The sequence below is a fragment of the Rubritalea spongiae genome (assembly GCF_042652385.1).
Taxonomy (GTDB): domain Bacteria; phylum Verrucomicrobiota; class Verrucomicrobiia; order Verrucomicrobiales; family Akkermansiaceae; genus Rubritalea; species Rubritalea spongiae.
The window spans coordinates 3,242,265-3,255,438 of record NZ_JBHSJM010000001.1 but is presented as its reverse complement, the minus strand read 5'-3'; the positions used below and the strand labels follow the sequence as shown (position 1 = coordinate 3,255,438).

The 13,174-nt window shown below is 45.9% G+C and carries 8 protein-coding genes; all 8 read right to left on the bottom strand.

Annotated features, from left to right (window positions below; genetic code table 11):
• Positions 1-165 precede the first annotated feature (165 nt).
• The gene (locus tag ACFPK9_RS14465) at positions 166-1,236 is read right to left on the bottom strand and encodes a hypothetical protein (protein WP_377095827.1); all 1,071 of its coding nucleotides are present in this window, start codon (positions 1,234-1,236) and stop codon (positions 166-168) included.
• Positions 1,237-1,359: 123 nt separating this feature from the next.
• On the bottom strand, positions 1,360-2,307 hold the full coding sequence (locus ACFPK9_RS14460) for a hypothetical protein (protein ID WP_377095824.1): 948 nt from the start codon (positions 2,305-2,307) through the stop codon (positions 1,360-1,362).
• Positions 2,308-2,583: 276 nt separating this feature from the next.
• Positions 2,584-3,222 (bottom strand): hypothetical protein, encoded by a 639-nt coding sequence (locus ACFPK9_RS14455; protein ID WP_377095821.1) that lies wholly within the window; start codon positions 3,220-3,222, stop codon positions 2,584-2,586.
• Positions 3,223-3,515: 293 nt separating this feature from the next.
• The gene (locus tag ACFPK9_RS14450; protein WP_377095818.1) at positions 3,516-4,910 is read right to left on the bottom strand and encodes a DUF1501 domain-containing protein; all 1,395 of its coding nucleotides are present in this window, start codon (positions 4,908-4,910) and stop codon (positions 3,516-3,518) included.
• A gap of 42 nt (positions 4,911-4,952) precedes the next feature.
• The gene (locus tag ACFPK9_RS14445) at positions 4,953-6,821 is read right to left on the bottom strand and encodes a DUF1800 family protein (protein WP_377095815.1); all 1,869 of its coding nucleotides are present in this window, start codon (positions 6,819-6,821) and stop codon (positions 4,953-4,955) included.
• Between the two features lie 746 nt (positions 6,822-7,567).
• Complete coding sequence (locus ACFPK9_RS14440; RefSeq protein ID WP_377095813.1) at positions 7,568-10,294, bottom strand: alpha/beta hydrolase fold domain-containing protein; 2,727 nt, start codon at positions 10,292-10,294, stop codon at positions 7,568-7,570.
• An 86-nt stretch (positions 10,295-10,380) separates the two neighbouring features.
• Positions 10,381-10,701 carry a hypothetical protein gene (locus ACFPK9_RS14435; RefSeq protein WP_377095811.1) on the bottom strand — a complete coding sequence of 107 codons (321 nt, stop codon included), beginning with the start codon at positions 10,699-10,701 and terminating at the stop codon, positions 10,381-10,383.
• A 455-nt stretch (positions 10,702-11,156) separates the two neighbouring features.
• Entirely contained in the window at positions 11,157-13,031 is a 1,875-nt protein-coding gene (locus ACFPK9_RS14430) for a sulfatase (protein WP_377095808.1), read from the bottom strand.
• Positions 13,032-13,174: the final 143 nt, after the last annotated feature.

The following is a 13,174-nucleotide window of genomic DNA, read 5'->3' as shown; positions in this document are numbered from 1 at the left end:
CCGTAAGCGACGCCTTGGGCATAAGAACCGGATCAAGTAGACTACGCTGAAGGCGTTGCGGCCAAACGAGCCTCATCCGGCAAAATTAGTAGGCTCACCTTCAACTAACATCGCGACCACGCGATACTATCTCTAACCTTCGGCACTTTGCCTTCTAGAAAATTCTTAATACTTGTCCTCGTCCCGTTTCTCAATCGCTGCATTGATTTCTAAGAGCTGCTTGAACTGAGGCTGGGCAAAGCCACTGCCTTCCCGAGCCACTGCCCATATGTACATGCCTCCAGCATCCATCACGCGTGTTGTCCAATCAATGGCTTGTTCGGTTGGAAAACCTGCTGCGCCATCTCGCCAATTCTCTTGTAACGGTATAAAAATAGTTCCCAGCGCAGTGCCTTCACGATCATCAGGCCTCCCTTTCAAATCTACCCAAGGTCCAGCTTCAATACTTCTAATCAGATCCTCATTTTCGTTTTTTTTGCCGTCATCCCATGGAACCTGTTCTTTCATCGTCCATGGATGCCCTGCTGTGTAATCACACTCGATCGTACCTTGATGGACCGGAGCTCCAACGCGTTTATGCATCGCAATAATCGCATTCGGGTTACCAGCGCGCAGTGCGGACGCGAAGAGTAAATGATCATCATGAGAAAAAGATTTATTCACACGGTCGACCCACCAGCCGTCTACTTTATTCCCAAACTTCAGCGAATAGTACTCCATGATCTGAGCAACGCCTTCTCTATGGGTTAACCCCTTCGTTGTTAGATACGACTTCCACGTATTCATCTGCTCTTTCGTAAGATAAGCTCTATCCATTCCAGTCACACTGAAGTAAACCAATACTTTGATGCCTCTAGCGTGGAGTGCTGCTGCCAGTTCACCACAAAGATCGCGCTCAGCAAATAAGTCCTCGCCCATGATGGCGGACAATTCTGGACAGGGAGAGGAATACCAGCTCGCCTGGTGCCCTCTGCCAATGTTAATCATCACATGGTCGACTGAACTGAGTTGATCGATTTGTGACATAAAGTAATCGATATCAAAGTTTTCTGCATTCACAGAGGCATCTGGCGTTTTACTTTTATCATATGCTGTTGGAGCAAGAATGCGCACTCCCCACGTGCCCTGAAAACTCTCTACGCGCGCATGCCGAGCCTCTTGCTGAGCTGAGACAACACCCGTCGCAACAACCACAAGAGCTACGATACCATATCCAATAAACCTACTTAGCCTCATCTTAATTTTTATATCTTTCTAGTGTGCAGGCATCCGCCCAAGCCCTCGCGACCGCGCTATGCTATCTCAGAACATTTGACCTCCCGACCTTCGACACTTCGCATAGCATTTCATTCTTCTTCATTAGTGTGGACGGCTGATGACAACACTCGTGGAGCCAAAACCAATAAGCGCTGATGCTGATGAACCTCCGGACGAGGAAACTGATGCCTCTGGATCTGCAATCACCTCAAATATTAGATCACCGTTTCCTTCATGATCTTGAGTCAATGTATATCCTTCACCCTCAGCACCAAAGCCGTTCACAATGATATTACTCGTAGCAAATCCCGTATATCTATTGGCATTTACTAGGGTAAAGGAGCCGCCAGCACTTCGGTCGTAACTACCAGCATTGATCTCTAAAACTGTGTCCTCGCTCACTTTAAAGATACCTTCAGACGTTAGCGAACCGATACCTGATGTATCAAAGTTAAATGTTAGAGTAGACGCTCCTATAAAATTTATCAAGCTGGCTTTCAACGACGCGCTAGCCCCCGTCAGCACCACATCCCCCAGCTCTTTCACTTCGTACTTTCCAGTCAATGAGACAGTTCCACCAGATAGCGTATGTGAAGAGCGTGATGCAGCTTTGCGGCTAGAAGCTACATAAAAATGGTTCCCAAAAAGATTTCCCCCTGTTTGTACAATATGTCCACCACTCTTTGGAGCTCCATTTGGCGCCAATCGTACATTCTCAAAATTGGAAATGCTCACTCCAGCTTCAAGCGTCAATGTAGCTTCATCTCTGAGATTAAAATTCGATGCTTTGATAAAATTAAAAGAACTTATCGGAGTACAACTATCCTCCACCCCCTCAAAGATCACATTATCCTCTTCACCATTGTTACCTGGAACATATTTCGTATTCCAATTGTCCAGATCATGCCAATCATCCGAAGACCCTTCACCCTGCCAATGCATTGTTGCGGAGTGACTAACTGACATCAATGCAACTGAGGCGGTTAAGAGATAAACGTTTCGAACAGTCATCATATATTTCCAAGGTTTAAAGTTAGGGCTGACAGACATACACAGTGAGAATGTTTGCTAATCTATACTATCTACATAAACACCAAAAAGCGCATCCCCCAGTTTTCTGGGGAGACCAGCACCACGAAGAAGCAATCTGACGCTCGATTCATCGAAAAAAGACCGCATCACACACACAGATCAGCGGTCTTTCAATCTTTGCTATAAGGCCAAGTCTTAATAGGCGTCAGCATCGTGTCTACTTGATTCCAATTAGCGGTATCATTCCAATCATCGGTAGCCGCATTACCGATCTAAGAGACCGCTGCTGCATGCCTAATAGAGATCATCCTCTGTATACAGCTCTTGGTCTGGCCCTGCAGAACGAATCGAAATTTTCGTCAAAGAGTCATTGTGAAATTGGTACGGTGTCCCCCAGCTGTCTATGAGCTCACCACTAGCATTGATGCGAGGATGATTCTGGGAAATTAGTGCTATTTTTTTGGGGTTTTTCCCAAGTAAGGCATTGGTGATTTCTATATTCAATCCAGTTGGGTAGCTCCCACCTTTCACAATATCTTTATATTGCTCGAGTAAAGAATGAAGTTGTTCAATATGAACGTCTTCTGGGTAAGCCGAATTAGCGAGTAACTCAGCCTCTTCGAACCATTTACTAGGGTCATTACGTAGCTCTTGCTTTGATTGGTCGAATCGGCGGATACGATACGGCGGCAAACTTAGTTTATCATCAAAAGTGGTTTTCGAAGTTTGAGCTTCATCATAATGAGTGGGAAATCGCGCCCCATTGGTTGTTTTTCCACCGGTTTGTGAACGATTTTCGTTAGTGGGGCCTCCAGCTGGACTTAGTAACTCAGGTCTAAAATGAGTCGATGAGGGATCAGTACGCAACAGCCAAACAGTCCAGAGAGAAATGGCAAAGAAGCTGGCAAGAATGAGAATCCGTGATTTTTTCATAAAATAATAACAGTCAGGCTAAGTGGATAGAACCCTAACAATTGAGGTGTTTATGTGGTGTGACATTCCCTCCATCTGTTGGAGCTCTAGCTTAAACTCTACATCAATGACTCCATTGCCAACGCTGCTATAGTTGAAATGCCCCTCAAGGCTTTTATCAACACAATCAGGCCACCAATTTCGCATCAAATACAATCGGGTCGTGTGGTAAATCAATCTCTCCATACGGCCTAAAGACCCACCATCACCTTCGCGATGGCAGGTCTGAGCAAAGAATCTATGAACTCTGACAATTAGAGTTTCATCAAACCCATCGGGGAGTAGTTGAAGTTGTTGATATTCGGTAAAACGGTCGGGAGATCGTTCAGCCCCACACCATACCAGCAGGCGAGCTCGGCATGGAGCTCATCCACCGAAGTCGTCGGGATAAAACGCCCTCTGCCTGTATCAACATCCATAAATCCTGGACGCAAATCAGAAGGATACTCACCATAGACCTTATTTCCATTGACCGCCCCTCCCATCACAATCTGGTTGCCTCCCCAAGCATGGTCAGTACCTGACGAATTACCACTAATCGTACGACCAAAGTCAGAAGCGGTGTAAGTGGTCACTGCATCATGTAGACCTATGGATTTCATCGCATTGTTGAAGGCAATCAAAGCATCATTGAGCTGAGGTAACAGCGCGTCCTGGTTCAACAAAAGCTCCGAGTGGTGGTCAAATCCTCCCTGAGATACAAAAAAGGACTGCCTTTTGGCCCCTAATTCATTTTTTGCATAAATGGTTAATGCGACACGCTTCAGCTGTTTCCCAAGACTTGTGTTAGGGAAAGCATCTGCCGCAAAAGGGTCACCAACTTTTGCTATAGACTCATTGTAAAACTCGTTCTTATCAATAATCTCCTTAGACTTATGGGCATAGTGTTGCTTAATGACACTTTCATATTGGTAGTCTAGAGTCGCATCGTAAGCAGCCTTCATGTCCAAACGATTTCCGTAGACATCCAAAATATTTGCCCCCTTATCATTAATTTGGAATGGATTCGTGAGCTGGCCAGTCTGCAGCCTACTTGCACTATTGAGACTAAAGTTGAGAGAAACGTCCGTACTCGAGGAGTCGGTGTCATTAATTAACTCAGACATACGCCCAACCCACCCCTTCGCGGACTCATTTTCAGGAACTGATGTCTGCCAAGAAAGCTGTTGTTCCCGGTGCGAGTAAAGACCTTTAGGTAAAGCATTTCCGTTCGCAACATCTGTCAGAGTGGTGGGCTGTCTCAAAGTTCCTACATTGGACATCAAGGCTATGTCCCCCGCACGATAAGCAGCTGCCACATCTGTCAGTGCATTGTGTAACCCAAAATGTGCCATATTCTCAGAGCTATTAGAGCGTATAGGAGCTAACAACTCTTTCGGTAAAGCTAGATGCTGCCGTGCCTCTAGGTAGTTCAAGTGATATGCATGGGTCCATGGCACCATCATATTAAAAGAATCATTCCCCCCATAAAGGAATACGCAAACTAGGGCCTTATAGTCGTCACCTATCGCAGTATTGTTCGCTACAGCTGCATTGAGCATACGCATGGACAATAGGGACGAGAGAACTGGCAGCGCTGACATTTTGCCGCACGTTGACAGGAAATGACGGCGGTTGATCGGAGTAGAAAATTGATCTGAATTTTTCATAATTATTTTTATAATTTAAATAGGTTGATTGTAGTTAGACCTCTAGTTCGACACGGCGAAATCTGCAGAATTCATGAGGACTGATAGTGCATTTGCAAAACGAGTTTCCTGATTACCGTCTGTTAGCCCATCTAGAGCAGCAATGAGGTCAGCTTGTAATTGTTCGTCCATAGTTCCATGAAACATGTAAATATTGAGCTGGCTGACCAACCATTCAAACGAGTCCTGAACTTCATCAATGTCACTATAATTGCGTAAATTGACGAGCGGAGCATCCGTGCTGCTTGTTGTCGCATTTTGAATCACATGACCATTAAGAGCCATCGTTTTGACACCTTCGGTTAATGGTATCAAAAAATCGGGCAACGACTCGAACTCAGGTAAGGCAAAGGTATTACCACTTCGAGTTCGATTTGCTGCCGGTCCAGACGTGGGTAAGAAGTCCGCACTGTAATAACCAAACACAGAAATCTGCTCAGCTATACCTTGTTCGGTACCGCGAATACTCAATCGATCTGGTTTGAGATATCCGGCGAAACTCCCCGTTTCATTTTCATCGCTATCAGGCTCGAAGAAACGGATAAAGTGAGCCATCTGTAATACGGGCTCACGAAGACGACCTTGTAACACTCCGTATTTTGCCTGCGATCTATTTAGGTCAACCGTAATCAGTGTGTTGCCACCTGATAGAGCTGTTTGACCAATAACTAAGTTATCTCTAACAGCTGTATTCATAAGAACCTCTCGAATGACTTCTTTAAAATCCCCTCGCACACCATATCCATTGTCTTGAAATTTCTTCGCGACAGCAAAAACGTAATGGGTGTGTGGAGTCGAACAGGTAAAACGTTGAATCAAGCGATGGGCGATGAACTGAGGAGTTGTTTCAAAATTGAATAGAATATCTAGCGCATCCGAGATGTCTTGATCTCCAGCTTGTCCAGCTGGAAGAGTGTGTCCTAAGAAACTCTTTTCACCTGTGTGGTGATGGTCCTCATGCATGATCATGGGGTCGCTGTAGGTCGAGGGTAATGCACTGTAGAAATCCATAGTGACAGGGTTTCTAGGATCATGACTTAAGCCTGTGAACACCTTCGCTAGCCCTTTGATATCCTCATTACTGTAGTTCTCTACATACTCTCCATTAAGGGTAATTGGGCGCCCAGCAGGGTTTGTCTGATAGACACCAATTGAGAAAAGCTGCATGATTTCTCGGGCAAAATTTTCGTCAGGGAAAATGCCGAGAGATTCGTCGCCTTTATCATTCTTTAGATGACTAAGAAACTCGCCCATTACGGGGTTATAGGTAACATCTTCTATCAAGTTGCGGTAATTCCCAAAAGCATGCGATTGCAACATATCATAATAACGAACATTCCTGTTCCACTTAGTTCTCGTGTTGTTGGTATTAGCTATGAAAATTTGTGAAAGAGCCCAGGCCATGCGTTGGCGTAGTTGATCGTCTCCATGAATAGCCTGATGCCACCAAGAATATTGGTAGTAATTATTTACCCCTAGGACGAGCTGCGGGTACTCACTACCCCGCGCATCTGTATCCGCAGTTCCATCAGAATTAACAATGCCATCGGCAACCAACATTTCCTTGGCTTGCTCGAATTTAGAAATGTTGGGTTTACTAAATTGATCGTCGAGCCATTCATTAAATGCAGCAATCTCGCCAATCTGTCCTATTCGATTAGCAAGCGCATCAATCTCATCCACTCGTGGTCCCATTGTAGCCTGAGTCAAGAAGTGACTCGCTTTGATTTTGCGAATAGTGAGGTCAGCTTCAGCGGTTGGGACAATTACATCCGCTTGAGCTGAAAACTGGGTGAGCAATATACTAACTGCTGTCATTCGGAGCCAACTACAGCTCGCTCCTATTGTGGTTTTTAATCTATCTTTTTTCATATTTTTTTAATCTATAATTACTTATAGTGGGTTAATGATTGAGGCTGGCAAAACTCGCCATCTAATATCAGCAGACTTGGTAAAACAAACGGCCTAACGATTATCTTGTTAATCGTCAGCTCCAGATCCAGGGACACAGAATCAATATCTGTAAGCTTCGTTGAGCGACGAACACGGCTCTTAATTAATTGGGGATGACACCCTTGTAAGGGTGCCACGATAAGAGGCCTCTGGGGGACACAAGCGCCTATGAACTTTACCAATGATGTAAAAAACATAGTTTCGATAGTCGGTATTATTTAATGATCGGCATGAAAAATATTAATACTCAATCTAACATCATTAGATCACGTACAGAAATATCGCCTACCCCCAGTAATAAGGGGGTGGTCACAAACACACTCAAAAACCACATAAAACACTAAAATAAAGCTAATAACACAAATCCACAACATCACCCACTGGGCTACACTTGTTGTGAGAGTATCCGCCACCTCACTCCCCTAGGCCTAAAATTTCTTAGTCCCTATATAGTAAATAGAACTTCATTCCAAAGTCCATCAATCTATCAGCCCCCCCTCGCCATCACCAAGCATGGAGAGAACCAGCTGTATTTTAATCTGAAATACTTCTTACACTTGCCGAATCTAGAACTAGGATTGCTAACAACTCACCTTCTGCTGGCCGCATGAAAATTCAAATGCTAGCTATACAATCAAAGTTTCACTCAAAGATCCCGCGATGGATTAATACCTTTTATAGTCACTTTCCTCTAGCACCTTAACGTCATCTTGAATTTTCACAAGTGACTTACCTTGAATTACTCCCTCACTCACGAGAAACTGGTCGGCTAATTCGAGTGACCAATAGAAAAAGCGATTCTTAGGATTCCGTCCATTGCACAATCCATGTTTGCCACCAATTCCGACATAAAGTTCTGAGCTATTTCCCTTGTCTCGATAATCATCTTGGAACGCAACCAGACTCTCTACTGTGACAGCTGGATCCTTATCTCCAACAAAAGTAATCAGTGGTGGTAGACCTTCCGTTACAAAGTTTGGAGGTGAGAGTGACGCCTCGCACTTATAATATGGGTTATACGCGATCACCGCGTCTGGCACACAAGAAATTGCGAGATCATAACTCTCATCATTTGTATCAGGGCTCTTCAAGGTGGCCAATGCCACTGCGAGCTGACCGCCAGCGGATCCCCCAGCTGCAACTAGCTTATTCGGATCGACCTTCAATTCGTCTGCGTTCTTTCTCAAATAGCGGATTGCTGACTTGGCATCCTTCACACATTCCAGCGGCACCTCAACTCCATCGCGCGCGCTGAGCCGATAATCCACAGAAACAGCAATCATCCCGCGCTGACTCCAATAGCTACAGTCTGGATAATGCCAACTCGCTTCTCCCGTTTTCCAGCTCCCTCCGTGAAACACTACAAAACATGGATACTTTTCCTCGGAGCTCTCGTAACCTTCTGGTAAGAAGACTGAGAGCTTCAGCGCCTTACCTTCGACTTCTTTGTAGGTCCAAAACGTGTCGGGAAGCCCTTGTTGCAGCGTCTCTTTCTTTCCTAGATCTTTACCCACGCTCTGCTCTTCTGTCCCCTCTGGCAACGACCAATGCAAATCGTTGAATACCGGACTGGGCCCTTTCCAAGTTGCCCCCAATTTGCGGCTGGCGCTCGATCCCCGACCTCCTCTCAGACTCTCTTGTGGGCTCAACTTTAACTCCTTCACCCCATCAAAAGTCTCCAGAGACTCGCCCTCAACATTTTTAAAATCGCTTGGAGAAAAGCTCAATGCCTCCCATGCGGAGCCACCTTCCAGCTCAACCTCCGTTCCGTAATCGTCTAACAATACGACGAATTTATTCGCCTCCGCAGCCGAAACCTGAAGGTTCAGCTTTGCTCCTTTAGGCGCTTTCCAACGTGGATCATAGATTTTGTGCGTCGAGCGTGCCCATTCACTAGGCCGATACGTAAACCATTCATTCTGCCAGCCACTTGCAAAATCCTCAATCATCAATGATCGTTCCTCAGTAGAACGTACTCCAGCGGCTTCTAACTCCGCCGGCGTAGCACTATACAGCAATGAAGAAAGTACGAACGATTCACTAGAGCCGACTCTGTAATAATACCCAGCATAACTCACGGGTTGCTCTAATGCGTAGCGGACATTCGCATAAACCCAAAGTGGTTTATCAAGCCCATTAAGCGGCAGCTCCGCTTTCCAGATCTGGCCCTGAGCAACACCTTCAGCATGATGCCAGAATCGGTTCACCGTATTGCTCCGGTCATCTTGTAGTCCATCCATCTGCCCTTGGCGCGTGTAGTAAAAATCAACACTCAAAATCGGCTTCGAAGTATCGACCTTCAACTGTGCGACTGGCACTCCTTCCTTCGCCTTTAAATTCACAGCAATCTCAGGTGTCTGCGGGAACTCGAAGCTTCCTTTTAAATATTGGTCAAACCAAAGCTGACTCACGACCTCGTAATCCGCTGTGTCTTGGTGATTATGATGTGGAGCACAAGTCACTCTCCAGTCCTTTGTCTGAATCTCGGTAACCGCTTTTTGCAAATCATCAATCCGCCCATGAAAATCATTAGACGGACTCTGAAAAAGTATCGGGCAGGAGATGTGTTTAAGCGAGACATCATCATTGATGGTATCCAGATATACCCCTTCTCCCTTTGTGCGGTCACTAACTCCCCCACAAGAGGGAACGGCGGCTTTCACACGCGAATCCGCACCAGCCGTTAGAACGGTTTGCTTGCCCCCCATCGAGTGTCCATAGACACCGAGACGCGTGCCATCCACTTCCTCTTGTTGCTCCAAGAAGGTCAATGCTCGGCGTGCATTCAAAACACGAAGGAACCAAGGATTATTCCGTGGCGATTCCACTACATCCAGAGTCCACTCGTTTGGCGCTATATTTAACGAGTTATTCTTGGGAAAACGCTCAGGAGCATGATAGCCATCTAGCGCACCCCAGTCCGTCGTCACATTGTAGGCTGGGTCTTTCGTTTTCCCATCGAAGAAAAGCTTTACCTCTTTACTGCTCACTGTGTAGTCAGGCGCACTGATCCGACCCGCCCAAGCTAGTGAAATAGTCGCGTAGCCACGTTTCGCGTTGGTGAGTGGGCCTCGGTAATCTGCGAATTGACCACCTCCATGAATGTTCACTAGCCCCGGCAGATTTTTGCCACCTTTGGGATACGCATAGACCGCAGCCATCATCGCTTTCTTTCCTTTAAAAATACCTACTCGGTAGCGAATGACTTTCAAAATTACTCCACCCTCTTCCCACTCGTGTAAGACTTCTACATCTAAGGGCTCAGCACTAGGATCAAAACCCGCCCACAGCTCTTCGTGATTCTGTGGCGCTCGACCATCAACAAGTGGTGGCAAGGTTTCAGCAAGTACTGAACTCACTAAAAGTAGTGTCAGTTGTAGGAATTTTTTCATCTTATTAGATTTCGTTGGAAGAACTATCAGCCAGCATCGATAAATCTCCCAGCTGCTTTCTTATCTGAAAATGGAAGTCAGTGCGATTAGTTTAACCCAAAGGAGTTCAATTTACTCTTATCAGGATCAACTGCTTCAATACGCGTTTCTTTCACGCCTCTGGCGAACAATGTTACGGATTCACTCTCATTCATCGAAACCGAGTAAACACCCTCTTTTAGGCGCTTCACTGCAGACTGCTCAATGCCTTCGACCCTCTCTGGAGTGAAATCGATTTTAATCACGTATGGTTCTCCCGCATGACTTTGAATCGTCACAAATTCAGTTTTCCCATCTTTGCGGCTGGCACTAATTTCAAAACCGCCAGGCGCCAAAAACTTCTCGAAAACCACATTTTCCCATTCCAAGTCTGTAAAAGTATCTCATCACTATGCACCAAGGCTTCTAGATCAATCGCTCCATTTTCAGTGAAAATGCGAGCCTTCGTTTGCGCATTATATAAATCGAGCTGCCCTTCAAAGCCAGTGATCTTACTAGTCCTCTCTAGAGTAAAGTAATCATTTGGCAGACGAGACTTAGCAATAAAAGGCGGTCCTACAGATTTATTATCCTCGGCATCGCTACGTCCTCAACTGATTCGCAGAGGACGATCATCGAGCTGGAAAAACATGGTCCCCAGCATCCCATTGCCCATCAAGCCAAGCTTACGGCATTTCGGTCCAAACCAAGTCGTGACGCGACAGGAAATCTTTCCAATCAACGTCAGATTTGGTTTGGGCGGATAGGTTTTGAAATGAGACAAAGAATGCTACAAGAACTGCAAGAGCTACAAACATTGAAAACGCATGCTACTACTGAAGATTTATTTCTTCACTTTCAGTGCTGACTTAGAAAATGGTTTTCCTTTGCCGTGCTTCATCATTGCAGTCAGCTCTGGGTAACTCACCAAGAAGTTATTCTCGTCGATCAGATTGATGAAATAGTGAGTCGTCTCTTCGGGGAGTTTGGCTGTCACAGTATCCCCAGAGATTTTAAGATTCGGTAGGCGGAACCATTCTTCATACTTTTGTCCACCATTGAGCGTATAGATCAAATTCGCGTGTGAAAGCTTTGCTCCATTATTCTTAAAGCTAACTGTCACTGTCCTTCCCTTCTGTTCCACATTCACCACACTTGGGACATTCTCTTTATTCGGGAAGTCTTTAGGGTAGTTCGGATTGTAGGAAGGAAGGCTCGCTTCCATCTCAGTGAGCATTTCACTGAGTACTCGATCCATTTGTGCTGCCTTTTCTGGCATCTTATCGGCTAAGTTATTTGCTTCCTCGATGTCGACACGTACTTGCTTTTCTCCGCTTGAGTCGTAGAGACGGTAGAGCTCCAAAGGCTTCACGCCGGGATTGTGGAGATGGTCGTACTTGCGGATAAGCTTGTAGTCGCCGATCCGGATCGTGCTCTCCATCGCATGCCCATGAGGAAAATGCCACATCATCGTATCGCGTGGTTTACCATCAGCCTCTTTCACTAGTGATGGATCAGTCGGGTCATTCGTCAACAAGGGTAACAGATCCAAACCATCGAGATTTTTTCCTTTTGGTTTCTCAGCACCCACCATCGACAAAATAGTTGGGTAGAAATCTAGGCCATTGGCCATGACATCAGTCTGAACACCAGCAGGAATATCTGGACCGACAACGATCAATGGAACGCGGGTGCCACCCTCGCGAGCGGAGATTTTACCACGATCGAGGGGATTGTTATCCGTATAGCGTTCCTTCGGAGACCCCTCCATACCGCCATTATCTGATGTAAAAATAATATAAGTATTCTCGCTGAGCATATGCCCCGGCCAGCGAGGATCTTCAGTGGTTTCCAAGTAGTTAAATACCTGCCCGACGTAATAATCCAGCTCCTCAACCATTGCTCCGTAGAATGGGTTCAGTTGTCCCTCCTCGTCGCGCTTCAGCACTTTTTCCGGATCGACACCCATGCGTTCAATGTACTTATCAAGCAGGGCTTTCGAGCGAGTCTGAATCGGTGAGTGCACCAACCAGGTCGCATAGTACAAGAAGAAGGGCTTCGCCTTATTTTCTCGGATAAAATTAATTGCATTTTCATTAGTCGGGTGAAATGGAAATCCATTTTCATCCAAACGAAATGGGTCATCTTCAGCATTTGTCGAAAAGTCCTTCAGACGATTTTTCATGCTTCCGCGTGCTCCGCGGGTCGCATCCGAATAATCAAAGCCCACATCGGTGGGTTGCGGGTAGGCGTGATGATCAATCGCGATATGCCATTTACCGGAGTGCCCAGTAGTGTACCCATTTTGCTTGAGCGCTTTAGCAAGGGTCAATGTGTCCGCTGGCATACGACCGCTATACCAAGGATCCATCACACGAAAATGCTTATTGATCGGCACTGGCGGAGCACCACCTACCACATGCGTCTTCTGCGCACGAGCTGGGTGATTGCCGCTCATGATCGCACAGCGGGATGGTGCACACGTGGGAGCAGGCGAGTAGCCTTGCCAGAACATCACACCTTTCTTTGCCAGCGCATCAATGTTTGGTGTATCGTAGGGCGATGGTTCATCGATGTCATACACCTTCACATCTTGCCAGCCGAGATCATCGGTCAGTAAGAGTAAAATATTAGGTTGTTCTGGTCTATCCTCAGCAGCCCATGCAGAAGCGCAAAGTAAGCTAATAACAGAAACTGTGAGTCTTTTGATCTTTTTCATATGTTACCAAGAAATAGTTTTAATGCTTAGCTAGGAGAAGAAAAATGACTTGTCTGGCTGACACCAAACTAGGCATCAATTAATCAGAATAACGCCCTAACTAGAACGTGAAAAACTACACAAAAAAAAAGTATCCACACCCC

What these genes read in the sequence shown, in the direction of transcription:
- ACFPK9_RS14465 (WP_377095827.1), bottom strand. Translation starts at nt 1,236, where the DNA reads ATGAGGCTAAGTAGGTTTATTGGATATGGTATCGTAGCTCTTGTGGTT.
- ACFPK9_RS14460 (WP_377095824.1), bottom strand. Translation starts at nt 2,307, where the DNA reads ATGTCTGTCAGCCCTAACTTTAAACCTTGGAAATATATGATGACTGTT.
- ACFPK9_RS14455 (WP_377095821.1), bottom strand. Translation starts at nt 3,222, where the DNA reads ATGAAAAAATCACGGATTCTCATTCTTGCCAGCTTCTTTGCCATTTCT.
- ACFPK9_RS14450 (WP_377095818.1), bottom strand. Translation starts at nt 4,910, where the DNA reads ATGAAAAATTCAGATCAATTTTCTACTCCGATCAACCGCCGTCATTTC.
- ACFPK9_RS14445 (WP_377095815.1), bottom strand. Translation starts at nt 6,821, where the DNA reads ATGAAAAAAGATAGATTAAAAACCACAATAGGAGCGAGCTGTAGTTGG.
- ACFPK9_RS14440 (WP_377095813.1), bottom strand. Translation starts at nt 10,294, where the DNA reads ATGAAAAAATTCCTACAACTGACACTACTTTTAGTGAGTTCAGTACTT.
- ACFPK9_RS14430 (WP_377095808.1), bottom strand. Translation starts at nt 13,031, where the DNA reads ATGAAAAAGATCAAAAGACTCACAGTTTCTGTTATTAGCTTACTTTGC.